The organism is Paenibacillus sp. SER-28, assembly GCF_052906305.1.
Map to the genome: position 1 here is coordinate 149,436 of NZ_JBRECM010000010.1, position 26,975 is coordinate 176,410.

General features: G+C 43.7%; 19 protein-coding genes and 1 other RNA gene. 3 read left to right on the forward strand and 17 right to left on the reverse strand.

Features of this window, described 5'->3' with window-relative positions; all coding sequences use genetic code 11:
* Nucleotides 1–27 precede the first annotated feature (27 nt).
* Nucleotides 28–1,425, forward strand: coding sequence for a phytase (locus tag ACUYLD_RS20465; protein ID WP_446675868.1), 1,398 nt, complete (start codon nt 28–30; stop codon nt 1,423–1,425).
* 102 nt (nt 1,426–1,527) lie between these two features.
* On the opposite strand, the gene ACUYLD_RS20470 is transcribed toward ACUYLD_RS20465, so the two are convergent.
* The 8 genes from ACUYLD_RS20470 to ACUYLD_RS20505 all read right to left on the reverse strand — a co-directional run bounded on the left by ACUYLD_RS20470 (nt 1,528) and on the right by ACUYLD_RS20505 (nt 13,823).
* A complete protein-coding gene (locus ACUYLD_RS20470; protein WP_446675869.1) occupies nt 1,528–5,277 on the reverse strand; it encodes an alpha-L-arabinofuranosidase C-terminal domain-containing protein in 3,750 nt (1,249 codons plus the stop codon).
* A 259-nt stretch (nt 5,278–5,536) separates the two neighbouring features.
* Nucleotides 5,537–6,529: an SPFH domain-containing protein gene (locus tag ACUYLD_RS20475; RefSeq protein ID WP_069290815.1), complete on the reverse strand. Its 993-nt coding sequence runs from the start codon at nt 6,527–6,529 to the stop codon at nt 5,537–5,539.
* Between the two features lie 141 nt (nt 6,530–6,670).
* The gene (locus tag ACUYLD_RS20480) at nt 6,671–7,465 is read right to left on the reverse strand and encodes a TPM domain-containing protein (RefSeq protein ID WP_446675870.1); all 795 of its coding nucleotides are present in this window, start codon (nt 7,463–7,465) and stop codon (nt 6,671–6,673) included.
* Nucleotides 7,462–8,496: a TFIIB-type zinc ribbon-containing protein gene (locus ACUYLD_RS20485; RefSeq protein WP_235306923.1), complete on the reverse strand. Its 1,035-nt coding sequence runs from the start codon at nt 8,494–8,496 to the stop codon at nt 7,462–7,464. The genes ACUYLD_RS20480 and ACUYLD_RS20485 overlap by 4 nt, the downstream gene beginning before the upstream one ends.
* Before the next feature lie 36 nt (nt 8,497–8,532).
* On the reverse strand, nt 8,533–9,114 hold the full coding sequence (locus ACUYLD_RS20490; RefSeq protein ID WP_235306922.1) for a PspA/IM30 family protein: 582 nt from the start codon (nt 9,112–9,114) through the stop codon (nt 8,533–8,535).
* A 183-nt stretch (nt 9,115–9,297) separates the two neighbouring features.
* On the reverse strand, nt 9,298–10,140 hold the full coding sequence (locus tag ACUYLD_RS20495; protein ID WP_446675871.1) for an aldo/keto reductase: 843 nt from the start codon (nt 10,138–10,140) through the stop codon (nt 9,298–9,300).
* A gap of 280 nt (nt 10,141–10,420) precedes the next feature.
* A complete protein-coding gene (locus ACUYLD_RS20500; protein ID WP_446675872.1) occupies nt 10,421–12,805 on the reverse strand; it encodes a phosphoketolase family protein in 2,385 nt (794 codons plus the stop codon).
* A 295-nt stretch (nt 12,806–13,100) separates the two neighbouring features.
* Complete coding sequence (locus ACUYLD_RS20505; RefSeq protein ID WP_023986502.1) at nt 13,101–13,823, reverse strand: GntR family transcriptional regulator; 723 nt, start codon at nt 13,821–13,823, stop codon at nt 13,101–13,103.
* 354 nt (nt 13,824–14,177) lie between these two features.
* Here ACUYLD_RS20505 and ACUYLD_RS20510 point away from each other — a divergent pair, with 354 nt between their 5' ends.
* Complete coding sequence (locus ACUYLD_RS20510; protein WP_446675873.1) at nt 14,178–15,329, forward strand: glycosyltransferase family 2 protein; 1,152 nt, start codon at nt 14,178–14,180, stop codon at nt 15,327–15,329.
* A gap of 118 nt (nt 15,330–15,447) precedes the next feature.
* Here the strand turns inward: ACUYLD_RS20510 and ACUYLD_RS20515 are convergent, their stop codons facing one another.
* From ACUYLD_RS20515 to ACUYLD_RS20530, 4 genes are all read right to left on the reverse strand, one after another.
* Nucleotides 15,448–16,398, reverse strand: a complete 951-nt coding sequence (locus tag ACUYLD_RS20515) for a ring-cleaving dioxygenase (protein ID WP_446675874.1) — start codon at nt 16,396–16,398, stop codon at nt 15,448–15,450.
* Nucleotides 16,399–16,471: 73 nt separating this feature from the next.
* Nucleotides 16,472–16,870 (reverse strand): DoxX family protein, encoded by a 399-nt coding sequence (locus tag ACUYLD_RS20520; protein ID WP_069290807.1) that lies wholly within the window; start codon nt 16,868–16,870, stop codon nt 16,472–16,474.
* 67 nt (nt 16,871–16,937) lie between these two features.
* Nucleotides 16,938–17,165, reverse strand: coding sequence for a DUF896 domain-containing protein (locus ACUYLD_RS20525; RefSeq protein ID WP_446675875.1), 228 nt, complete (start codon nt 17,163–17,165; stop codon nt 16,938–16,940).
* A gap of 359 nt (nt 17,166–17,524) precedes the next feature.
* Nucleotides 17,525–20,314: an AAA domain-containing protein gene (locus tag ACUYLD_RS20530; RefSeq protein WP_446675876.1), complete on the reverse strand. Its 2,790-nt coding sequence runs from the start codon at nt 20,312–20,314 to the stop codon at nt 17,525–17,527.
* A gap of 506 nt (nt 20,315–20,820) precedes the next feature.
* On the opposite strand from ACUYLD_RS20530, the gene ACUYLD_RS20535 reads away from it, so the two are divergent.
* Complete coding sequence (locus ACUYLD_RS20535; protein WP_446675877.1) at nt 20,821–21,165, forward strand: hypothetical protein; 345 nt, start codon at nt 20,821–20,823, stop codon at nt 21,163–21,165.
* Between the two features lie 340 nt (nt 21,166–21,505).
* Here the strand turns inward: ACUYLD_RS20535 and ACUYLD_RS20540 are convergent, their stop codons facing one another.
* From ACUYLD_RS20540 to rnr, 5 genes are all read right to left on the reverse strand, one after another.
* Nucleotides 21,506–21,931 carry a hypothetical protein gene (locus ACUYLD_RS20540; protein ID WP_446675878.1) on the reverse strand — a complete coding sequence of 142 codons (426 nt, stop codon included), beginning with the start codon at nt 21,929–21,931 and terminating at the stop codon, nt 21,506–21,508.
* 83 nt (nt 21,932–22,014) lie between these two features.
* Nucleotides 22,015–22,260: a hypothetical protein gene (locus ACUYLD_RS20545; RefSeq protein ID WP_342445327.1), complete on the reverse strand. Its 246-nt coding sequence runs from the start codon at nt 22,258–22,260 to the stop codon at nt 22,015–22,017.
* Nucleotides 22,261–22,937: 677 nt separating this feature from the next.
* Nucleotides 22,938–23,302: a transfer-messenger RNA gene (gene ssrA, locus ACUYLD_RS20550) on the reverse strand.
* 250 nt (nt 23,303–23,552) lie between these two features.
* Nucleotides 23,553–24,032 carry an SsrA-binding protein SmpB gene (smpB, locus tag ACUYLD_RS20555; protein WP_013308270.1) on the reverse strand — a complete coding sequence of 160 codons (480 nt, stop codon included), beginning with the start codon at nt 24,030–24,032 and terminating at the stop codon, nt 23,553–23,555.
* A gap of 280 nt (nt 24,033–24,312) precedes the next feature.
* Complete coding sequence (rnr, locus tag ACUYLD_RS20560; RefSeq protein WP_446675879.1) at nt 24,313–26,928, reverse strand: ribonuclease R; 2,616 nt, start codon at nt 26,926–26,928, stop codon at nt 24,313–24,315.
* Nucleotides 26,929–26,975: the final 47 nt, after the last annotated feature.

Genomic DNA, 26,975 nt, shown 5'->3' on the forward strand with positions numbered 1-26,975 from the left:
TTTTCACTTCAGAAAAGGGGCATACATATGAAGTCAACTAAACTAGCATTATTAGCCATGTTAACGGGGATTCTGGTATCACCAGAACTGACCCATGCGGCAGACATTCAGCCATCCGGGTATGCATCACTACGAACACAGGCAGATAAAATGGGGGCGACAATTACATGGGACAGTGATGACCAGTCTGTTTTGGTCAAGCTGAAAAATGGCATTGTCGGGACCTTTACAGTGGGTGAGAAACAATATCGTCTAGCTGGACTAAGCGGAAAAGCGGACCGGGAAATTAAGATGATGAATGGAAATGTATATCTTCCTACAAAACTTCTTACAGCGCTTGAAGCAGAGAACAGCAAATATGCAGATCCAAAGGACGCAGTCCCTACCTATAAAGTGATCCCTTCTGCTGAAACAGAAGCTGTGGAGGATGGAGAAGATGCAGCCGACGACCCTGCAATCTGGCTCAACCCGGCCGATCCAGAGAAAAGTAGAATTTTAGCAACCAATAAAGGCGGCGGGATTTTAGTCTATGATCTGGAAGGCAAGCAACTGCAAAACATGAAGGTCGGAAAAATGAATAACGTGGATCTTCGTTACGGTTTCACATTGGGCGGCAAAAAAATTGATATCGCAGGGGCAACCAATCGAACCAACAACACGATCGATATCTTTTCCATTGACGGTGCATCAGGAAAGCTGACCAACGTGGTTGGCAAACCTATTAAAGCATCTATGAAAGAAGTGTACGGATTCAGCTTATACCATAGCCTCAAGACAGATAAATTTTACGCGCTCGTGTTGGGCAAAGAGGGTGAATTTGAGCAATATGAGCTGACTGACGACGGAAGCGGCAAAATTGCAGGTAAGCTTGTCCGCCAGTTCAAGCTGAATACGCAATCCGAAGGCATGGTTGCTGATGATGAATATGGCACGGTCTACATCGCTGAAGAGGATTACGCTATTTGGAAGTATAGTGCCGAGCCAGACGGTTCAACCGAGCCGCTGCGACGTGTGGATATTGCAGATGGACGCAGACTTCACGATGACATAGAGGGACTTACATTGTATTACGGTAAAGATGGCAAAGGGTATCTTATGGCCTCCAGCCAAGGAAACAGCAGCTATGCGATCTATGAACGACAAGGCGACAATGCATATATAAGCAACTTCACGATTAGCGCGAGCCCTACCGTTGATGGTACATCTGTCACAGACGGTATTGATGTTCTTGGCTACGGATTAGGCAAGAATTTCCCGCATGGTATCTTCGTTGCACAAGATGACGAAAATCTTCAAAATGGCAAAAAGTTAAATCAGAACTTTAAAATGGTGCCCTGGGAGCGAATCGCTACGGGAGCCCCTACCCCGCTAACGATAGACGATGGCATCAACCCGCGTGAATTGGTAAACAGAAGCACGAAGTAATGCCCCTCGGGGAAATCAACTCAACATTCCGACCCTATTCATAGAAAAAAAGAGGTGTTCCAAAAGCCATAAACCGGCTGCTTGGGACACCCCTTTTTGTTTTTAAGCGAGAATAGGTTTAAGATCCAGCACCAGCACATTTACCGAGTTGGCCGGTAAGTCTAAGAGGACAGAATCTGTATGAAGCATGATCTGCTGTTCGGTAGGCACTACCTTCTCATCATTCTTCTTGTTCACGTTAGGTACATGAACAAGCGAGGAATCGCCGGTTAGTGTAACCAGCTTAGCGATGGACTCAACACTCAAATCTTGTAGATTCAGCTGTATTACCTTATCCACGTTGTCGGCATTCACCAGCTTCACGTATACATGCTCAGCATCTTGGGTTACCGAGTTGAACACGTCTCTGTTGTAAGCCTCCAGCTTGTAGTCCAGCACCTTGCTGGTTGTCTCGCCGTCGGTGTATGAGCAAATCAGATTACTACCCGTTTCACCGCCGTAGTTCACTGTTATGGTGTAGTCCGTGTTGTCAGCCAACTCTTCATAGCTAGCTGCTCTCAAGTTACCTGCCGCTGTACTGGAAGAGTAGTCACCCAATGTGTAGCCTTCTATGCCCTGCTTGTAAACCTTCACGCCGGTAGCCTTGCCGCCATAGCCGATCGCGTATTCAACGACGTCCTTTTTCTCCGCAGAAATATCGGTGAGACCCGCACCCACATAAAAGCCGTCCGTGCCGGAAATACGGGAGGCGACCACCTCTACCTTGTAATTACCCCAGCTATCGTTCAAGATGTACAGACCATTCAGACCGCTATTCTGAGCTTTGAGCACAAGCCCCTTGCCTTCCTCTACTGTTGAGCCCACGGAACCGGGAATGACCTGCCAAGCTGAATTTAATCCCTGGGTAAAGTCTTGATCCAGCAGCACACTGCCATCCTGGTTGGAAGTAACAGTCACACGCTTAATCATAACCTCGGCATTGCCTGTCGCGATTTCAATTCCCCCCTGAGGAATGAGATCCGTTGGCTTGCCGTTTTTGTAAGTAGAGAAAGAAGTACTCAATACTTTATTCCCCAAATATTTAGCATACATTTGCTGTACATAGTAGTTCGGCGTAAACCACACCGTTTCGTCATCGAACCAGATGCAGTCTGGCGTCCATCTGTAGGTTCCATCTGTCAGCACCTTGTTAAACAGCGGTGCATAGGCAGCCAACCGAACGACATCGGCATTATTTTCGAAGCCCGTCATCATCGCTGCCTCTGCTACAGCGCCTGCCAATGTATTTTTATCCGTTGAGGCGTACTCCCCGACAAAAACCTTTGATGTTGCTTTCCAATTTATACTGCCGTCCGCATTATAAGCTCTGTAGTAGTAGTTATAGCGGTCCACGTTATTCAGCAGGTACTCGTTAGAACGATAATAGTGCTCATCTGCAATGGTGTCCATATAGTCCTTTTGCTTCTCATACCAGGTTACCGTTTCTTCCGTCACCTGGTTACCATCTGCAAAAGCAACCTTAGCCGAACCGGTCATATTACCGCTTAAGAACTTCCAGCCCTGCTGATAGGCATCGTCGTCTGCTTGAGCGCCAACCGTGGAGATGATGTGTAGCTCATAACCCGGATAGTTTTTCTCCATGTACTCATCAATCGATGTTTTGAACACTTCAAAGTTGGCAAAAAACTCTGTACCCCAGTTCTCGTTACCTACCCCCAAATAACGCAGATCGAACGGAGCTTCATGGCCCATTTTTTTACGCATAGCAGCCCATTCATTATGTTCAAAATCCACACTAATCGCAAAGTCGATCAGATCCGTAAAGTTCTTAATATAGTATTCTCTCAATGCGCCTCCAGCGGGATGAGCATAATCCGAGCGGGCTTGGCAGAGCACGCCGCAGGCCATAACCGGAAGCGGAGCTGCATTCAGGTCTTCTGCCAACTGGAAATATTCCATATAACCAAGACCCATGGTCATCATATAGCCCCATACATTAAAGTTTTCCTTGCGCAGCTCGATATCCCCAATCGATTCCTTCCAATCGTATACATTTTCCCATATAAATGAACCCTCGGAAATACAACCACCTGGAAACCGCAAAAACTTCGGATGCATGCCAACCAGTGCGTTCACCAAATCTTTTCTCAGTCGGTAGTTAGGATTACCCTGGAAGTTAGCATGTGCCGATGGGGATTGCTCTTCCTCTCCTGCGCCCCATACATCTTGTGGGAATAAAGAAACCATATCAACCGAAATGTCCCCTTCAAATGTAAGCGCCAGCTGCCCGAGAACCGTAGCTGAGCCTGTCAGTACAAGCTTGGAATCGATGCCGTACTTCTTCCACGTGTTGCCGCCTTCCACCTGTATCGTAACCGAATCACTAATAGCCTTTTCATTTGGGTCTTGCAGTTGCAGTGTGATTGTGCCCGCTGAATCGGCCTTCGCCCAGATGGTAAACTCATATTTGGCACCCTCTTGGATGGACATGGCACAATTCTGGTTAGAGTCGGAAAAGCCCTTGTTCCGAATCGTTGCACCATCCGCTACCGTCACATAATAAGAGTTCACTTCTTTGTCTTTTGCGCCTAAAAACTCATTTAATCCACCGCTATGTTGTGGAGTCATCTTATCCGTATCACCAGACCAGGCGAACAACGGGTTACGGTTCCGTCCTGTAGAGCAGCCGCATTCACCGGAAGCATGGGAATACGTATCGAACTCGAAAGATTCAAAGGAGCGATTCTGAACGAGTTCTGCATAAATCCCGCCATCTGCTGCGTTATTGATATCTTCATAGAACAAGCCGTACATCACTTCACTGACATCCACTACTTCCTTATTTCCATGAATGGTCAGCGTATACGGAGGTAGCTGTTCAGGAAGAACGGATACCTCAAAGCTCTCTTCAATCTGGCTTAAGCCCTTCGTCAATAGAGCCGTGACGGTAACCCCTTGTGCGGAGGTAATCGCCTGAATCTGGCCATTGTCAGAGAGTATACCAGGCTGGCTGGATTTCCAGGTTACTTCTACTCTTCCGCCCATCAGAACCGTTGGCAGAGTTATGTCCTTGGTTACAATCGTCGTCGGAAAGGACAAATATTTATCTCTGGCAAGCTTCACGATCTCTTCATCTGTCAACGAATCGCACATGACCTCAATGACTTCATCCGCCGTCAGGCCTGCTTTATAAATTCGAAAGTCTGAAACGGAGCCGGCAAAGTCTACATCCGCCGCATGCTGGGAGCGACCGATAAAATTGTTGCTGTAGTTGGACGAGTCTGTAAACGTTTCGAACCATTTACGCAACTTGGCATAGTTACCGCTGGAAGTTTGACTGATGGAACCATCCGCTACTACCTCACCATTGACATATACCACCGGACCCGCACTGCTTAATGTGCCGCCTTCCGTGCCGATCACAGACAGGGCTATGTGAATCCACTCATCCCTGACAAAACCTCTTCCCGGGTCTACGGACAAATCTACCTCGGTGAAAAGAGTTCCGCGCAGATTCCGTGTCATGAACATATAGGGCCCTGTATGGGCTTTACCAAAGTCAAAGACACGTTCCCACATATCTGTGAATCTGCCGAAGTTGACCCAAGCAGTAACCGTCACACCGGTGTTATCGCTTACATCTTTGAATAGATCGGAAGGAAGCTGGATATACGATGTACCGTTGGGGCCTCCCTCAAGCGTCAAAGCTGCTCTACCGGTAGCATGGGAAATCGTAGGTGTTACTGTGCCTGAAGCAACCCCATCGTTACCTTGCCCTGAGCTATCTTTGCCGACGTTCTCTGCATCATCAAACTTGTAACGTGCAATGATTTGATCTTGGAATTTGGTCATCTTCGTTGCTCCTTTACCTATAGTTTATTAATGTAATAACTAATTAGTTAATATAAATGCATACTATATAGTTATAGTACCTTATCCTGAGTACCTTTTTCAATCCAATAAATCGGATTTATGAAGAAAATACTTGAACGAACTACATAAAAAAGCAGCCATCACAGAAGATACTCTGCGACAACTGCCTTTTGGCTTACAGGATTGCTTGACCCAGTCGGAACTTTTCCGAAATAAAGAAGCTTGGTCGTAGCTATGGTTATCCGTTCAATTTTTGTCCACAATTCGGACAGAAATTAGCTCCTTCGTTTTTTGTACCGCAATTCGGACAAAAATTGGGCTTATTACCGTCTCCAGATGGAGAGGGGGCAGCAGGTGTAGGCTGAGTCTCAGCCGAAGGCTTTGGGTTCGGGTTCAAATTTTTCATCATTTCATTTGCTATATTCATCCCCATCATCATACTCGCCATATCCGAAGCTGCACCGCCGCCTTTTACATTACCCGATGCAATCCCGTCCGTCATCGTCACTTGCTGGTACTTTTGCAGATTACCGATCATTTCATGAGAAGCTGTCTTCGTGATCATATCTTGGATTTCTTGAGGATAATTGAAGCTCATCACATGAAAGCCAGTAATCGTCATACCATTGTCCATCACTTGCATATCCAGATCTTCTTGAATACCTTTTGAAATATCAGAAGCATTCGCCTGCAGATTGAACATGTCCTTTCCTTCTCTGCTGATCCACTTCATTAATAACTGATCCAACACCGAAGTAATGCGTATTTTCACATCCTCAACGAGATAACTGTCCTTCACTCCGGCAATTTTATCGATGAGCGTAACATAATCGTTCACTTTAAAATTAAATGTGCCATTGGCACGGATCGGCATACCGCCTGGCAGCTGGGGGGTCGGGATCAGCACTGGATTCTGCGTCCCCCATTTGACCGTAAACTCCTTCGTATTAACGAATAAGACCTCTACCCTCATGCCACTGTTAAAACCAAATTTAAACCCTTTTAAGGTGGATAGAAATGGAATAATGTCAGAGTCCATGTTATATGACCCTTCATTCTCAAAAATACCCTCTATTTTGCCGTTATTTACAAAAATCGCGTCTTGACCGGAGCGGATGATTAATTTACTGCCTTTTTTAATTTCACGATTACTCCACTTCCAGAAAATCATATCATCTCTAAATTCTTCCCACTCTACAACATTTGCAAATTGATTTCTGAAGAATCCCATGCTGTATCCATCCTTTCAGTTCAGGATTTTGCAAAATTCGATTCCAGTCGCTCCAAAGTGCAATATATAGACGAACTAGACCATTTCGATCTATATATATTTCATTGAAAGTCGCTTATTGGATTTTTGCAAAATCCTCAGTTAAAATGATCCTCTGCTGCCGCTATGCGAATGACCGCCGCTGGTAGTTCCGCCACCACCGCCTGAGCTGCTGCTACTGTTGCTCTTTTCAATCTTCCGTTTCGTTGTCGTTGTGTGAAGATACTGATCTCGATGCTCCAGAACTCCCGAAGCGTTCGCATCCTCGTAGGTCTGCCGATTTACCGTAACCCGACCGCCAGAATTGGAAACCATCTTACCCACGATCAACGCCGCCAATCCCAGCGCTACCGCCAAATGAAGCCATCCTTTAAAAAATATACTGTCTGGATTCACCCCTGGACGGATGGCCAAATATTTGTGTGCACTCAGAATATACTTTTGAAATGCAAGCCCATAGTTGCCGTTGGTCAGGTCCGGGCTAATCTCATGGCGTATTTTAGTAAGCCTGTCATCATCCAGATACCGTTCTGCCTTATAAAATCCGGCCAAGTACACCTCTCTATTTCTCATATCCATCGTTAAAATGACCGCGTTCCCATGAGATCTGTCATACCCAGGGCCATGGTCATCATAAAAGTCCTGCGTCATTTTCATAACATCCATATTGTCGGGATTGAGAGTAGTATAAATAATAATGTCCGTTTCTCTTTCCGCTCCGTATTGATTAGCCATAGTGTTCAACACATCATACTCTTCCTGATTGAGCAGACCCGCTTCATCATAAATCAATGGCTTCATTTCTGTCGTTGCTGGTTCGCCCTTCATTTCCATCGGAACTGCCAGAAAAACAGCAAAGAACAACAAGACGGCTATAATGGCTCTATGCTTTTTCAATAGAATTCCCCTCCCATCATCAGCCAAGTGATTAATCTTAATGAGAAGAGAGTAATGCCGAAAATGCCTGCAAACCAAGCTGTTACTTTGAACTTGCTGATCGGAGGCTTACCGACTACCTTGCCCGTCTGTCCGTTCATAGCAAACGTATGCTCCAATTGATTGTAGTCATAGTGTATGACCCATACCGGGAGTAGAACATAATCCGCTTGTTTTAATGTAGTATCAATTTGCTTTTCCGTATAACTCACGGACGTATACTCCGACACCGTAGAATGAATATAAGCATCAATATATTCCTTCACTTTCTCTTTAACTCGCGGGAAGAGCTCTTCTTCGTTATAACTGTACTTCTCCGCAATATAACCTGCTAGATATGGCGTTTTAAAGGGTTTTAGCTGATCGTATGGAAAAGGCTCCAATTTATCCATCAGCTCGTCGTTCATTTTCTCCGCAGCATCAATCGGAACCTTTACATAATTCAAACGGATTTTCCGATATACATCAAAATGCTTCGTTTCCGTATATTCGTAGTCTCCGCTCGTATAGGTTCTCACTTGGGTACCTTCACCTTGAACCTCAATTTTATTATGTAATTCATATAACCAGAAGGGCACATACATCCCGGTTATTCCCTTGATTCGGTCTGCTATCATGAACCGATTCGGCGTCAGACGGCCATTCTTACACCATTTTTTGAAAGCATCTATGGCCTCCTCCTTACTGATCGAAAAAGGAATAACCTGCGCCGGAGCCAGCTTCCCGGTCAGTCGGTCTCCAAGAACCACGGCAGAACCACAAAAGCTGCACACCGTTGCACTCGTCTCCACTTCGGTCATAATCACTGCTCCGCAGTTATTACAATGATACTCATGGGCCTCATCTTCTGAAAAAATACGATTTATCAGAGGATCAGGAATAGATTCGATATTGTCCTCTCTTCCGCAACTATGACAGGATAACATCCCTGTCTCACCGTCAAAGACCATGCCGCTGCCGCAGTTGGGGCATTTGTATTCGATAACCGGCATCTGCTCACCTCTTCATGTAGATACTGTTATGATTCCTTATAAAGAATCCAGGTCGTCCTTCGTTCCTGCCCGAAGCTCGGCTATAGCCATCGCTTCATCATACGCTCTGTTCACCTGCTCTTCCATGACCTCAAAAGCAGAATTCTTGCTGCCCATAGAGTTCAAGGCTTGCTGTGCTTTGGCAACCGCCATCTTCCCTTTAAGTTCAGCGTGCCGCGCTTCTAGTTGCTCCATATCGGACACCAACTTCTCCTGCATTTGTTTCATATTTACGGCGTTTGTCGAAGCTAAATCATAGGATGTTTGTAATTGTTCCAATTTCTCCGCCTGCAAACCTTTTCTCTCCAGAAACTTTCGAGCTTCCTCTTCATTACCAGCTTCCACAGACTTACTGGCATAATGCTGGAGCTTTTTGATCTCGGCTTTGCATTCATCCAGTGCTCTTTTCGTCCTTCTCTCATCAGCCAACACTGAAGCCGTCTCCGCTTTCACCTTGCCTAGATCACTGTTCAAATTCCGCATATAATCGTCAATGGTTTTCTCCGAATCTCCCACCTTATCCATTAAGGCGTTAACATTCATTTTCATAATATCCCTAAACCTTGACAAAATCCCCATAATGACCTCCTTCGAAAGGACTACATTCAACCATATCATACATCAAATCCGGTAAAAAATGTTCATCATAGCTCTATATACTGGCCCATTGATCACTTTCAGATGTGTGTTCGTTTTATTATAAAAGCAAAGGGTCCAAAAACCCGCGACAGATTTTTGAACCCTTCTATTTATTGTTCCTGATTATAGTTCTTCATAGGACTTGGGGTCCTGTCCCCATATCCGTCCATCCTCACTGCTAAATGCCGAAATCACGTTCATTTCCTCTGGAGACAACTCAAAGTCAAAAATATCTAGATTCTCCGTTTGGTGTTTTAAAGAAGAGGCCTTAGGGATCGGGATTGCTCCAAGTTGGATATGCCAACGTAAAATCGCTTGTGTAGTCGTTTTATTATGAGCAGAAGCAATTTTCCCAATCTCTTCATTCTCCAGCATGCTGTGACCGCGCCCCAAGGGGCTCCATGATTCCGTCACGATGCCCTGTTCAGCATCTTTTGCACGCTGATGTTCCTGATTAAATAATGGATGCAATTCAACTTGATTTAAGCTCGGCGTGACACCTGTTTCCCGAATTAAACGTTCATTATGCTCGGGCAAGAAATTGCAGACCCCAATGGAACGGATATAGCCCCTTTTCTTCGCCTCAATTAACGCCTGCCAGGCTTCAACATATCGATCAATTTGGGGATTCGGCCAATGGATCAGATAAAGATCATAATAGTCCAGGCCTCCTCTATATAATGACTCTTCGATCGTTACAATGGCTTCTTGGTAAGCATGTCGGCGACCCGGTAGTTTGGAGCAAATCAACAATTCTTCTCTGGGCACAGAGCTCTGCTGGACCGCTTTCCCAACAGCACCCTCATTTTCATAGTTGAACGCTGTGTCGATCAGACGGTAACCTGCATCAATCGCCCCGATAATCGTCTTTACTCCATCTGCACCCTTAATTCCAGCAGTCCCAAATCCAATGACGGGCACTTTAATGCCATCATTCAATACCTTCTCCGGAATTTGTTGGTTCATAATTACAGCCTCCTTTACTATTCTCATATAACATCACACCTCTTCAAAGCTCCGGCAAAATATAGCAATCCAATCCATTCCGTTCTCTATATATGTATATACCCACTAGCTCGTAACTTCCCTACCAAGTTCTCTTTGTGCTAAATCAAAAAGCGCCTGATCCCCATTGAAATCATACTCGAAGTCAAGGGGGCAGGCACTTGTACCACTACCAAATCATATATTCCACTTCATGCTTGATGGCTTGGTTGTCCAACACAAAGTTGAAGTGTCTGTATTTTTATTTCAAGCCATTCCATACCCAGTTCTCTACCTCTGGTAGGTCAATACCCTCTTCGCGAATGAATTGATGATGTTTCTTAATCGTAGCATCCATTTCATCCACAATGTTGGTGTACTTCCCAGCGTCAGGTAAGTTGAGAACAGCTTCCTTCACTAAGTCAAAACGATCCATTTGATTCAATACACGCATATCAAATGGTGTCGTAATATCGCCATTCTCACGGTAACCATGTACATGCAAGTTATGATTGTGACGATCAAAGAACAGATCTTTGATCAGACCTTCGTAACCATGGAAAGCGAAAACAACGGGCTTGTCTTTTGTGAAAAAATGATCAAACTCGGCGTCGGATAATCCACGCGGGTCTAGTTTTTGACTTCTCAGTTTTAGCAAATCTACCACGTTGATATACCGAATCTTCAAGTCAGGCAGTTTTTCATGCAAAATAGAAATTGCAGCTAAACTTTCAATCGTTGGCTCTGTACCAGCAGAAGCAATGACAAGGTCAGGTTCTCCACCTTGATCTGTACTTGCCCAGTCAATGATCTTCAACCCTTTATCCACCAATTCTTTCGCTTCATCAGCAGTAAACCATTGTGGACGTGGGTGTTTAGACGAAACAATCAAATTGATCTTTTGACGGTCGTTTAAAATGGTGTCGAAAACAGCCAACAATGAATTGGCATCCGCTGGCAGATATTCCCGAATAAATTCTGGTTTTTTATCAGCCAAATGACCTAACAAACCTGGATCTTGGTGTGTATACCCATTATGATCCTGTTGGAACACCGTTGAAGTTGCTACGACATTCAGTGATGGGATATCTGCACGCCATCCTTGATCCGTTGCTTTACGCAGCCACTTAAAGTGCTGGGTGATCATCGAGTCAACCACACGCAGGAAGGCTTCGTAACTTGCAAAGAAACCATGGCGACCTGTTAATACATAACCTTCCAGCAATCCTTCAGCTTGGTGTTCGGATAATTGAGAATCAATTACGCGGCCATAGGATGATAAGAATTCATCATTAGGTTCAATAACTTGGTCCATCCATTGGCGTTTGGTTACTTCAAAAACAGGAGCCAAGCGATTAGACATCGTTTCATCCGGTCCGAAGATTCTGAAATTACGATTTTCTTCATTTAAAAGAACCACATCTTTAACGTATTTCCCTAAAACCGACATATCTTGCGCAATCACTTTACCAGGTACGGAATTATCCAGCGCATAGTTACGGAAATCCGGTAATATCAAGTCTTTAATGAGGTTACCCGCATTCGCTGCAGGGTTCATTCCCATGCGTTTATCGCCTGTAGGCAAAATTTCAGCAAGCTCAGGGTTTAAACGACCGTTTTCGTCGAACAATTCCTCTGGTCTATAGCTATTCAGCCATTCTAACAAAGCAGGTGCGTGCTGCATATTTTTTTGATCAACCGGAATTGGAACCTGATGGGCACGGAATGAATTTTCATTCGGCACGTTGTCCCATTCCTTCGGACCCGTCCAGCCTTTAGGTGAACGGAATACAATCATCGGCCAAGCCGGACGAGTAAGGTCATTATTTTCACGCGCATTCTTTTGAATAGCTTCAATCTTCTCGATGGCCGTATCCAATACTTTCGCCATTTCTGGATGCATGTGATCCGGATTTTCACCTTCAACAAAGAACGGCTCCCAACCCAAACCTTTAAAGTATGAGGTCAATTCTTCTTTTGATTGACGAGACATAATCGTCGGGTTACTAATCTTAAAACCATTCAAGTGCAAGATTGGTAGTACTGCACCATCCGTGATGGGGTTGATAAATCGGTTAGAAAACCACGAAGCGGCTAATGGGCCTGTTTCAGCTTCACCATCACCAATAACAACAGCCGAGATCAGATCAGGATTATCCAGAATGGCACCTACACCATGAGAAAGGGAGTAGCCTAATTCTCCACCTTCATGGATAGATCCAGGTGTTTCAGGAGCAGCATGTGAAGCAATACCGCCAGGGAAAGAGAATTGTTTGAACAATTTCTTCATCCCTGAGATATCTTGTGTAATTTGCGGATAGATTTCAGTGTAGCTTCCATCCAGATAAGAATTTGAAACCATAACCTGGCCGCCGTGACCAGGACCTTCAATGTAAAGCATGCTCAAATCATATTTATTAATAACACGATTTAGATGTGCATAAATAAAGTTTTGGCCCGGAATTGTGCCCCAGTGTCCAATAGGCTTAACCTTCACATCTGAATCTTTTAAAGGTTCTCTCAACAAAGGATTATCTTTTAAATACAGCTGACCTACCGAAATGTAGTTCGTTGCACGCCAATATGCATCAAGTTTTTCTAAATATGTTTTAGATGAATAATCTGCTAACACGGGTGATAACGACATGGTGTCCACTCCCTAAGTAGTTTTGTTTGTAATTTATTTCCGGAAATTTCATCTACATGTACATCATAACGCTACGCCGATTAAATTCAACCTTTTTCACAAGTGATACGGTCCAATTTTGTGAAATTTTGAACATACTATGAAATATAAATTAAAAAGACAGTAAAAAAGCTCTTACATTAAAATATATAGAAGTATAAACCAATAAAATTTGCAATAAACGAGGCAAACGCAGGCTCCAATCCTTTTCTCAAAACCATAAAAAAAAAGACCGGAGAATTCTCCAGTCTTATCATTAGTGAACCGATACAAAGGTATTAAATTTCAAATATTTGTAATGAAATCGCATATGAGAAAACTCAAATGGCGTACCGTTATCTAAAAAGAACACACCTTCCATAATACCTACAGGCTCGTTTTCATTTAAATGTAGCAGCTTTTGATCATTCTCTTGGGACGGTTCTGCAAAAATGGATAAAAAAGATTTGGTGACGGCCAAGTTCCGCGAGTCTTCCAAATAATTAAAAATGGACCCCTCGATAATGGTCTGATTTAAATTCTGGACAATTTTAATGGGGATATAGCCCGTTTCAATCATAAAAGGATCATCATCAAACAGACGTAAGCGAACAATTTTGTAAACAAAATCATGAGTCTCCAAGAACAAATCGCGCTGTAACTCTTCTGTTGGCGGAATGACCTCAAAACTCAATACTTTGATTTTTGGCTTTTTACCATGCATTTGAAAATTATCAGTGACTCCTAGATTAGAGCCTTCGTAGTTAAAGATAGATTCATTTCTTATGTATAATGGATTAATAAATGTCCCGGAACCTTGTTTTTTGAAAATAATTCCGACATTCTCCATTTTAGTCAGAGCACGTTTAATTGAACTACGACTAACCTGGTAAGTCTCACTAAGACTACGTTCATCTGGCAATCTCATATCTGCAAACTTTCCAGCAAAAATTTTCATCTTGAGATCGTCAATAATTTGCTTATAGACAAATTGTGTCATATAGTACTCCTCTTTCAGGTCTTCTATAACTCTATATAGTTTACCATAACTTGCCCATTTCATCTCATGTTTGTTTCTGTATGCTGAGTGGGCTTTCAGCGGATAGGAAGCGCCCTCGCTTTTACTTTACATCTCTATGCATAATACCATGATTACACATACATAACACCACTGAACGTACCTGCAAAACAGCAGAAGATACAGAATCCCCACCTTAATATCGGTAATAAGACCAAGCCTGTTTCGAACCTGGAGGGATGTTTGACTAGACCAGGCTAAAATCCTTGAATACATTGTTATTATTTATCTTGTTCAAGCGTTTTCTAATAAGAATGGTGGGGGGGGGAGATCATATTGGCTATCCGCTACAGCATCATCATTCCAACCTATAATCGAGCCCAGCAATTGTTGCTTACACTCGCTTCATTTGAGACACAAACCTATCCAAAGCAACTATTCGAAGTCATTGTAGCTGATGACGGTTCTACAGACGGAACAAAAGAAATGGTCGAAGGCTTCAAAGCATCCTATCCTCTTATCTATGTGTCACATCAGGAACAACGCGGTCGATCTGCCGTTCGAAATTTAGGACTGCGCCGTGCAAAAGGACTGTACATCATCTTCTGCGACGCTGACTTTGTAGTATTACCGGAATTCATTAGGATCGTGAGCCGTTATCACCGTAAATATCCCAAGTCCGTGCTTTCAGGCATTCCTCACTCGTGGGACGATGCTTTTACCCATTATTACCCTGACTTTTCCCCTGAAGAAAAAGAACAATGTCGCAACATACTTACGCAGTCCAACTTATGGAATGCTGACTATGAAGCAGCGAACGAAATTACTCCGATCATAGCCCCAGAAGATATCCTTCACCAAACGGGTGCACTGTCTAAAGTAGTTAGTCCCACAAGGGTTCCTCCGAATACGCAGAAACAATTTGCCTCAACGGACGTAGCCCCCTGGATGCTGCTGGTTACTCGTTGTGTAGCCATCAGACGCAGTCACTTGATTCGTATTAGAGGTTTCAATGAACGGTTTGTGCTGTATGGACTCGAAGACTGGGACCTTGGCTATAGACTACATCGCTTGAAAATCCCTTTTTATTGCATCAAAGAGGTGGTCGGATATCATCAGGAACATCCAACCTATCTTAGAGGTAACGTGTTAAATACGGAAAATCTGAGAATCATGTATGAAACCTACGGATTCAATGACTCTTCGTTAAATTTATTCGCCCTTATCCCTCCATCCGAGGATTTTGAGACCTACAAAAATACATTGCGGGTATTGCGCAGGGGATTCCGCTCTAGGTTAACACGCTCATCAGCACTGTTATTAAGAAGAACACTACGCATTGCAGCCAAACAGTTCTACGATCAAAGCCATACTCATGCATACAAAAAATCATTACACTTGATAAAAAAGAAAGCAGCGAACCGGAAAAGCCGAGTCGCTCATGTGTTACGAGAAATGCTAGTGAAGTCTGAAAAGCTGGTGGAGTAGCAAGAGGCCGGAAGGACACGAAACGCATGAATTTTTCCCGTAATAAAAAGACTCCTCCATCTGAGAGCAGGCCAAACTCGGCAAGCTGTCTTATGGAAGAGTCATATGCAACTTTTTCTTACTTTTGTTTTTCCGTTAATGTTCTCACTTTAATAGGATACAGATTCGCCTCGATTTGAGCCCGCTGCGGTTCATACCACTCTGGCAGCATTAATTCCTGTCCCAAAGATTCGGCAGGTTCATCGTTAGCAAATCCCGGTGGGTCTGTAGCAATTTCAAATAGGATACCGCCTGCTTCTCTGAAATATATCGCATTAAAATATTGGCGGTCTATAATGGGAGTCGGCTGATATCCATAATGCTGGACTGCGCTTCTCCATTCTTCATGTTGTTCAAAATCTTTTGCACGCCACGCAATGTGATGTACCGTGCCTGCTCCACCAAAGCCTAAACCCATTTTGGCGAGCGGAACATCTACGATGTTGCCGATTTCTCCTACGGACTGATAACGGGCATATTCGGCGTCTTCAGCGATTTTCGTAAATCCGAGTATGCTCTCCAATGCATCCATCGTTCTCTGTGGGTTGACGCTAAATAGCACGGCGCCTCCAAACCCCTTAATTGCTTTATCAGCCGAAATACCACCGTAAGACCAAGTACTATTCGCTCCCGCTTCACGTTCAACAAGCTCAAGGCGTAAGCCCTCATTATCCTCAAATTGAAGATATTGTTCAGAAAAACGGCTTGTTTTCGTAACTTGAATATCAAAGCTTTCCAAACGATGCTGCCAAAAATCAAGTGAACCTGGGGGTACAACATACGAGGTTATGCCCACCTGGCCACCTCCGATTCGTCCTTTAGGAGTTCCTGGTGCAGGAAAAAAAGTAATGATCGTTCCAGGACTTCCTGCCTCGCTACCAAAGTACAAGTGGTAAACCTCAGGAGCATCGAAGTTGATTGTTTTCTTCACTAACCGAAGTCCCAGGACGCCGGCATAGAAGTCGACATTTTCCTGCAGATTACCGGCAAAAGCTGTAATATGATGGATACCTGTAGTTTGAAGTGACATATGAAACCCTCCTTTAATCGTAGGAACCTTTATTTTTATTGTTGATGACTTTTAATGACCTAAATATCATGTTTTATCTAAGTAATGCATCGATGGAATATGAACCTGCTCCTGTCAACGCAATACCAATTACAACTGCAATAAGAACTAGCGGATATTCATAGCCATTAGCTGTTGCCCAGATCCCGTTTGGGCCATGTACTTTGAAAATTGCTCCGAGCATAGTCACCGCAATCAATAATGCAGCCAGTGGAGTGAGCAATCCTAAAGCAAATAGAGCTCCTCCCAACAATTCCATCAACCCTGCAGACACTGCCATGAATACTCCAGGCTTAATGCCGATCGATTCCATCCAACCGCCAGTACCTTTTGGACCATAGCCACCAAACCAGCCAAAAAGTTTCTGTGCTCCGTGCCCCACCAATAACAATCCAACCACCAAACGTATCAGTAACAATCCACTTGCCAACATAAAAATCACCCTCCACATTATATTTATTTAGAGATTATTAAATTAGAGATATTAGATAAAATTAAATTCATTGTTTAGCGATTCGGGCCTGTTCTTTTCTAAGCTTTTCAGGAGTAACATCATCTCCATTCGGATCATAAATCGTAGCATTCAAGAGAATGCTTTGTACAGAACCCCGAAAGATTTGAAGGTATTCTTTGCGAAGATCCATTTGTTCCGTTTTTTCGATTTCAGTTAACCCAACTTCTTTTGCTTTTTTTGCAAGCTGATTAATTCTTTCTAAAATGGTAAGCATGTATATACCTCCCTGTTCATAATTCGCTGTTGTTTTATCTTTAATTTATTTATCTTGATATAAAGATATAATACTTTTTTATTCGTGTCAATACTTTTTCTAAAAGAAAAGAAGATGAATTCTTGAGTTGCTTTTAAAGGTGAAAGAAAAAACAGCCGGAACACTTAGAGACACCTTTAAGCTACAAGTTGTGTAAAACCTCTTCAACTCAATTACTAGAGCCATAATAAAAAGCCACCAACCAGAATCACTGGCTGATGGCTTTCTTGCTTACTAAATGGAGGCGAACCGTGGCACGGTAAATCCACAATTCGGCGTGTTGTAATGTTGAGGATATTTGGGGAGGTAGCTTAACCCATTTAAATTGACTCCATCTTCAGTAGCATATGTTTATCCAGTAGTCCTTTGAGCTTATATTCCTCTCCACTTCCTGTCGTCGGAAAACGGTGCAAGGCAACGCCATATTTTTCAAAAATCTCCTCTTTCTTCTTATCCCGTTCTAGCTGCTTCGGATTATTTTCATGAAAGGCAAACCCGTCCACTTCGATGGCAAGGGCGGGAGAGTTATCAAACTTATGATAGATAACAAAATCAACGGATGCCCGATACCGAACGAACCGCTGCTCCTCTTCTTCCAATTTGTCCAGATTGGGAAATAAGTTCATGAGCAACACCTGATTGGCCAGCCGGAAATCCTTGTAGCGGTTATCTTTTAAGATCGTATCCAACAAAGTATGCATAATATTCTCACTCTTATGCCGCGAGCTTTGATATTGTCCTACTTTTTCCCGAAAATCCCTGAGTTTGTCCGAGTAGTCTCGGTACAGCAAGTCGAAGATTGAGATAACCTCGCTTTCCATTACATTGGGATCGAGTGTACTATACTCCATATATCTCATTAAGTCGCTGAGTTCATTCCCGTATTTTCTGAATGCTCTTCGATCCGTTACTAGAATAAATTGATTCTGGGCACGGGACACAGCTACATTGATCTTACAAGGATCATTGACAAATTTCATCCCTATTTTTCCCGATCGAGTCTGATCTAGCACTGTAGACATAATCATTGTCGGTTTCTCACGGCCTTGATACTTATGGATAGTGTCACTCTCCGCCAGCGCATCAAATTGCTTAGAGGCCTTATCCGCCTGGTTGCGATAGGGCGTTACCACTCCAATATCCGTATGGCCTGCAGCAGCATCCACCATTCCTTTAAGGATCTCCTGCTCAATCACATCCAATTCCCTCTGATTAAACTTCCCCTTTCTTCCATCTCTCATATGATTACCCTCAACCGTTCCATAAATCAATAGCGGGGTATCCGTTTGAGTCTCGTGTGTAAAAACGATGAGTTCCCCTTTGTAATACTTTTTATTACAAAACTCTATAATCCGAGGCTGGCAACGGTAATGCTCCCTTAGCATCACTTTAGGAATGGAATCACCATATAAGGACAGCAGCGAAGATAGTATATTATACTGAAAATAATTGTAAGCTTCGTTAATCCCATCAAAAGCTTCACGTTTCACTAACTTCTCGATCTTTACATCTATGATTTGCGGCAATTGCTTGGTATCTCCAACAATAATCGCCCGTTTACAGCAGGATAAGGCCAAGGCTCCCGTCAACAGGTCAACTTGGGAGGACTCATCAATAATACAATAATCAAATAAATAATTGGCCGGGATGCTATTACGCAAGGAGTGAGTCGTGCTTAACACAATCGGATAATGCTCCATAAAAGACCGAAAATGCTCCCGGTTCATATATGATTTCTCGTCGCACAGCAACTGTTGACGGTTATGATATTTTTCATATAATTTATGCCGAAAAAGTTTAGTCGAATAGATCTGGTGCTCATCCATTAAATGTTGATAGGAATGAGCGTTCAATTCACGCTCGATGGCATCGATTTGTGAGGTCATTTTCTTCACTTTGAGAACATAGAATTGGCGCTGGTAATTCAGCATCACCTCATGCCCCTGATCCTTCAATAACTTGAAGCGAGTAAAACCGTGCTTGAAGAACAGTTTGAACTTGTACAAAAGATTGTCATCATTCCTCAACTCTACTGCTAGAAAGCTATCCTTCATAAACTCCAAAATTCGCTCAGGCGTCTGCCGGTAAAAGGACAATCTGCTTAGTTGCTGCACATCCTTTTGGGCATAAAAATATTCAAAATGCTCCTGCTCCAACAGATACTCCGCCAGCTTGTGTTTGAGAACAGCCCTTTCTCGGTCCAGTTCCATCAAGCGGCGTATGCTACTGTCCAAGCTAGCTATCTTCTCCTTAATCGCTGCCACCGGCTGCTCACTTCGCCAATCAGAGACATCCCATCCGGGAAGATGCCGGAAGAAGCGTTCTTTATTCTCCCGGTTTCCTAAACTAGCGGCAAAGAAGTGGTAGCCCTCCCGTTCCAACTTCTCCCGGACATTCGCTACCGCCGCATTATTACCTGAAACTACGGCCACAGTCTTACCCTGCATTACGGTTAAATTGGCCAGTATGTTCAAGATCGTCTGGGTTTTGCCTGTGCCCGGTGGTCCTTCAATGATACTGATAGTGCTTTGCAAGGCTTGATGGAGCGCACTCTTCTGACTGAGATTGTACCGAAACGGAAATATGCAGCTAGAATCAACGGGACTAGCACTGTGAATGGGAGTAGCGTTAAGATATTGGCTCAATACGCTATCTGGGTGGATAAAAGTTAGCTTGGTAAATTCTCTGGTCAAAAAAGCTTCTTTATCGCCTTGCTCATCTTCATTCTTCACATACTTTGAAATAGCCCGCCAATACTCCATGATCGGTTTCGCATCTGTGTATTGGATGCCACAACTTTTAATCTGGATACGCTCGCGTTGATAAGACCTGCTAGTCCCATTTGTAAAATGGACCCTTGTCATAGGACCAAAATCCCGCACTCGCATCACATTGAAAAAAGGATACCCATCACAAAAAACTACCATGCCCTCCGTTATCTCCGTGACTTTGGGATGTTCCAGAATAACTACATCAGCAGAGTTATAGTTATAATCCTGTAAGGAGTTGTTATAGAATATTCGAACCCGGGATTTTATATATTCATACGAAACAACTTTGTCTGTCTTATCTGTGCCTCGAATCATAATTAAATATCTTTCTACGTCCATAACCAACCTCTATGTATTGAGATAATGAGTAATATATAAGAAAATTCTACAAGGTTCCATACAATCCTGCTAAGCAAGAAATTTGGGTTGTACATTTGGAAATTCATTTGAATAAATCGTGGGGATTGGAGGAAGGAGTATACGTGACCGTATCAAACCCTTGCCCTTAAAATCTTCAAATCCCTTGACAGGACAAGGGTTTTAGCACATGAACCGTGGCACGGCAACGGCGTGTTGTAATGTTGTTTGCCGGTTAATAGGCATTAGTGTTGATGAAGAAGATGATGACTCCCTGCTCTGCTCGAACTTGCAACTTATCTGAACACGGAATTCAGCCTCGTAGGTCTTAGACGAGAAGACGACGGACTTTTCAGTAGTTGCCCTGAATACGTCGAGTTGTATGACCTCGGCAACATCCAAATTTATAAAATTGCTGTCCTGAACAACAATGACTACATCATCACTTTGTTTACACAAGTCGGAATTCACCTGAAGGAGGCCGAACAATGGCAGAAAGAACTAGCAGAAGTTTAAAGACAAATGAGGACAACGTACTGAACAAGCTAAAAAAGGTCATTGAATACAACGAGGACGTTGTAAATAATCCTGAATCGTTCGGAAACACTTGGATCATGGCGCTAGCGATTAGGCCGTTCACCCACAATCAAAAACAGTTCCTACCCGCCTGTTTGGAAGAGCATGAAGTGCTCCATCCCGAACAGGCCTTTTTTGTGCGTGTGATTATCAGAACAACCGATCAGAGTGGAACAAACAGATATGTGGATGGTACGAATCTGTTTGTGACGATAGACCAGGATACTCGAGTTGTAGATATTTTAAAAAGAGGATGATCCTTTTACCCTGTAAATGAATCTTTTCCAATCAAAAAGCGACAGTATCGACGAATGTGTCATTCTATGCCAGAGCCGGTACTGTCGCTTTTTTCCAATCCAAAAAAACTCTACATTATTGAAAGTCGGCGAGTATTTAATTTTTATAAATTATCTTTATCAACACACCCAGAATAGTCCAAACGATAGCAATAGTTGCTTTCATTTTAAAGGAGCTGCTCATTTTCCCCGTCTTATTCACTTTATTGGAAATCCAGATAAACACTGTCGCAAACAAATATCCTATAATTAAATCAATTATTATATAGATTACTGGCAATAAAATGGACACTAGTCCTCTTCACCCTTTCAGATTAATTCTAGGTACGTTGACAAAATTGTTACTTAGAGTACTAGGACCATAACCCATTTTTTTCAAGAAAAAATCCGCCCGACGTTTACTATCTTCTACCTCAATAATAGTAAACCATTTTTGAAAAATGTTAAATTCTTTTAATTGTAGTAGTGCTCTTAAATCCAACGCCCCCACTGCATATCTAGTCTTTTTACTCTTTCTTTCTAAGGTGAACGTATAAGTAGCAAGAGGAACCTCTGGCTCATCAGAAATATACCATTGGAAATTTACATCTGTTGTCGTATGAATTTCGGATAGCTGAACTAATACCTGAACGGACCCGCTCTGCTCAGGATAAAAGGTATTCGTTATATTAATTGGTTTAAAATCTGAGGTCGTATCTTCACAGACTGTAATAGATTCTATATTCATATTCAGCCACCTGCCTTTCTATACTGTAAATCAAAAAACCAATACTCAAGTAAGCCAGTATTGGTTTTTTGATTCATCTTTAATTAGTTACCTTTACCCCAAATAGCCACACCGATACCATAACGTATACCGCCCGTTATTGCTCCACCAGCGGCACCAATTGTTCCTCCTAAAATAGCTCCAGGAACAGCTCCTACACCCCCAGCGGCTGCGCCAGCAATACCTCCAGTTACAGCTCCTCTTGCTGCACCGGTTGCAGTGGATTTGCCCACAACATTTCCGTCATTTGGGAATGCCTTATGTAATACAGAATTAACAGTAGAATTCATACTCACACCTCCTTTTAATATACTTTATCGGTACAATAAGGAATAAATTTAATATTTAAATTAAAAATTTTAATAATAAATTTCATAATAAGCACTTTTGTACTATATTTTTAATAATTATCTTCCAGATTCCACGGTATAATCTCACCACAAAGCAATGGTACCCACGAATGCGTCATACTACGCCAAAGTCAGTACCATCGCTATTCCCATTTAGAAATGGAGCGATACCATGTCAACGTTAACCTTCACGGAAAAAGAAAAACGCGCCCTCGTTGCTCTCATTCAAGAGCAGATGGACACGCATCTATCTCGCTTTCCTTTTTCCAGATACCCATATATCCTTTAGAAGAGTAAAAGCGTGTCTTGTGTAATTCTGCCACGGTTACTCCAATTCTCCTAAAACAAATGTTAGGCTGGACATTCGACAGAGGAACGTTCAGCTGACTGGGGCTATGGTTTCCTACTGTTTCATTTCTTCTACATCTCATGCGCCCATGTCAATAGGAAATCGCCGATCACCATCCCATCCAAAGTATAAATTTATTACAATACAGGTTTGTAGACATGATGTCTACAAGTCCTAGTACAATTTGGCCCTTAATAATTTCATGTCTACCATTCGCCTAATTTTAACTCCATAAAAAGCAAAAACCCGCTCAATGAGCGGGTTTTTTAAATGGAGGCGAGGGGAGTCGAACCCCTGTCCGAAGATAACGACACATAAGCTTCTACGGGTGTAGTGACAGTTTTGATGTCACCCTAGAAACTCCCTGTCACCGGATTCCCTTCGGGTCAGCCTGATTATCTTCTTCAGCTCACCGCAGGCGGAGATGAGACAGCGTATTCCACTATTTGTTAGCCCCTATCCCAGTCACATGGACGATGCTGGGTAGAAGCACGCACACAGTTTCTTAGGCTGCGAAAGCGTAGTTGTTTTGTTGTTTGCCGTTTAATAGGCTTTAGCGTTGATGAAGCGGACGCGTCCCCACTACCCGCTACCCATGCTCGAACTATCCCCGTCGAATCCATAAACGCCCCCTTATTATAAAAGGGCTCCACGGATAAATCCGGAAATACCGGAGCATAAGCATGCATAATATCAAAAGCTGAATTCTAAGATTCAACACTCGAACAAAGTTAAAAGCTTTAAAACTGACTACTTCGTTAGTATACCATATTACAGGTCATTACGAAACGAAATGAAGCTATTTAAGCCTTATAAAATAGCACCATTACAGGAACAAGTAACATCTCCACGTAATTTGTACCATACCCAATAATACAGCAACTTATCTTGCAATTTTCTGCTTCTCGCGCAAAGCACGTTGGATATCACGCTGTGCATCGCGTTTAGCGGCAGCATCACGTTTATCATACTGCTTCTTACCTCTACCCAGTCCGAGTAAAAGCTTAGCATAACCATTGCGAACATAAATCTTTAACGGAACAATCGTGTAGCCTTCCTGTTTGGACAATCCGATAAGCTTGCGAATCTGTTCTTTATGCAACAGCAACTTACGCGTACGGGTCGGATCGGTAGGATTATTACGATTGCCTTGCTCAAAAGGACTGATATGCATATTGTGAATATGAATTTCGCCATTACGGATCGTAGCAAATGCATCACTTATATTGGAGCGACCATTCCGTAGAGACTTAATTTCTGTTCCCGTTAGCACCATGCCCGCCTCGTAAGTGTCCTCAATAAAATAGTCATGGGAAGCTTTTTTGTTCTGGGCGAGCACTTTCCCGTCTGCCTTCTTACCCATGAATACCACTCCTTATGAATAACGTAATTCACTCTTGAAATCCAGGTATCAAAATCCGGCTACAAAGAGCCACCTAGAAATATATTGTAACAAATTTCAGATGGTAAAAGCAAGAAAGGTCAAGTCTTCTACATTTCTAACTGCACTTATATCACACTTAAAACCAAGCGGCTTCCATCCAATACAGCAGACAGAAACCGCCCGTATAACCTATGCTTCAAATCAGCTTCATTCACTGCAATGAAAGCTCCAGCCTTCAAAGTAAGTAAGCTCTAGCTACCTACTTCTTCTTTTTCCGCACAAAGCCCGCGGTGCTATTGCCGCCACTTCCGCCCTTATTCTTCCGCTTGCGACGTGCTGCGCCTTCACCGTTTGGTCTGGCATCACTCCCTGGTGTAGCTGCTCCGCCGATGAAAATACCGCTGGCAGACGTCTTCTTCCGTCGCTTGCTTGCCCCGGATGTTGGCGAGTTATACCCGCCCTTGCCACTGCCAAAGCCGAAGTTGCTAGCTGAGCCGGCTCCAACTCCGTTTCCGCCGCCGCGCCCTGAACGACCTGCGGTGCTAATCCCTCCGTTACCAGCGCCAGCTTCTTTTGGCTTCCCGGTAACATCATGACCGCCTTTACGCTCTTTGCCAGTCTTGTCCTTGCCGCCCTTGCGGTCACGCCCTTCTCGGCCTTTGCCTTTACCACGGCTCTCGCCACGCGCAAAGTCTCCACCCTGTCCTGTACCGCCCGTCCGTTCACGGCGTTGCCGTTGCTTCATATCGACAAGTTCAAAGTCAATTGTGTAATCTTCCATATTCACACGCGCGACGCGAACCTTAACCTCATCCCCAATGCGGAACACCTTGGAGGTGCGTTCGCCAATCAACGCCATATGCTGCTCGTCAAAGTGATAATAGTCGTCCGTAAGCGCACTCAGACGCGTCAGGCCCTCCACTGTATTGTCCAGCTCAATGAACATTCCGAAGCTGGTTACACTGCTGATGATCCCCTCGAATTCCTCGCCGACCTTGTCCAGCATGTATTCAGCCTTTTTCATCTGCTCTGTATCACGCTCTGCATCCACAGCCACACGCTCACGCTCGGAAGATTGCTGCGCAATATCAGGCATACGTGCAGTCAAATATTCCTGACGTTCGGCTGTTAAAGCCCCACCATTCTCCAATACCTCACGAATGACACGGTGAATCACCAAATCAGGGTAACGACGGATCGGCGATGTAAAATGAGAGTAATACTCCGCTGCCAAGCCAAAATGTCCTGTCGACTCCGCATCATACTTTGCCTGCTTCATCGAACGCAGCATCATCGTGCTAAGCACAGTTTGCTCCTTCGTACCCTGAATGTCCTCTAGCAACGTTTGTAGCGCACGCGGATGAATGGAATTTCCTCTACCTTTGATCTGATGCCCAAAATTAGCTGCGAAAGCCATAAAGTTTTGCAGCTTCTCTGGATCTGGGTCCTCATGAATCCGGTACAAGAAAGGTACTTTGAGCCAATGGAAATGTTCGGCTACCGTTTCATTGGCCGCCAACATAAACTCTTCAATAATTTGTTCAGCTATCGTACGATCTCTCTTTACAATATCGACAGCTTTGCCTTCATTATCCACAATCACCTTGGCTTCATCAAAATCAAAATCAACCGCACCTCGGCGCATTCGATTAGCACGCAGCTTCAATGCCAATTCCTTCATCGTGCTGAATACATCAATGAGATCCTTGTACCGTTCCATCAGTTCAGCATCTTCCTCTTCGAGGATTTTGCGAACGTTAGTGTACGTCATCCGTTCCTTCGTTTTAATCACACTGGTGAAAATATCATGCTTTACGACCTTCATATGCTCATTGAATTCCATCTCACAGGATAAAGTCAGTCGGTCCACCTGTGGATTCAAAGAACATATTCCATTCGAAAGTCGGTGTGGAAGCATAGGAATGACACGGTCAACCAAATACACGCTACAACCGCGGTTATATGCCTCCTGATCCAGCTTGGAGTTCTCACGCACATAATACCCTACGTCGGCAATATGAACGCCCAGACGGTAGTTTCCGTTCGGCAAGCGCTCTACATTGACAGCATCATCCAGGTCTTTAGCATCCTCGCCATCAATGGTAACAATAATCTTATCACGCAAATCGCGCCGTCCCTGACGGACAATCTCTTCTTCCGTAATCGCGTCGGGAGCTTTTTCCGCTTCCTCTGTTACTTCATCTGGAAAAGCTTCTGGAAGCTGATGCTTGCGAATAACGGACAAAATGTCAACGCCTGGATCATCCTTATGACCCAAAACCTCCAACACTTCGCCTTCCGCTGCTGCTCGTCCTTCTGGATAGCTCACAATACGCACAACGACCTTTTGACCGTTTACAGCTCCATTGAAGCTTGTTTTTGGAATGAAAATATCTCGGTTAATACGCTTATCATCCGGCAAAACGAAACCGTATGCTTCGTGGCTCTGAAACACGCCTACTACTTGAAGCACTGCGCGCTTCACGATCCGTACAACTTCACCTTCTAGTCGACCGCCCGCAGGTCCCTTCGAGGACACTCTTACCAGTACCGTATCTCCATTCATCGCACTCTTTAAATCATTGGCATGAATATATACATCCGGGTGCTCCCGGTCCTCTGGAATCAGAAAAGCAAATCCCTTGGCATGAGCCTGCAAACGCCCACGCTGCAAATCCATTCGTTCCGGCACACCATAACGGTTTGTGCGGGTCAGCAGAATTTTCCCCTCTTCCTCCAAAGCATTCAAAAGCTTAAGAAATTCACGAAAATCTTCCGCATCCTTAATATCAAAGTGCTGCTCCAGCTCCTGGTAAGTCATGGGTTTGTATGCGGTCTCGCGCATAAAATCGAGTAGTTGTTGCTCTGTTATCATAATATTGTCCACCTCGGGTGACCTTTAATTTTCAGTAATAAATCCGC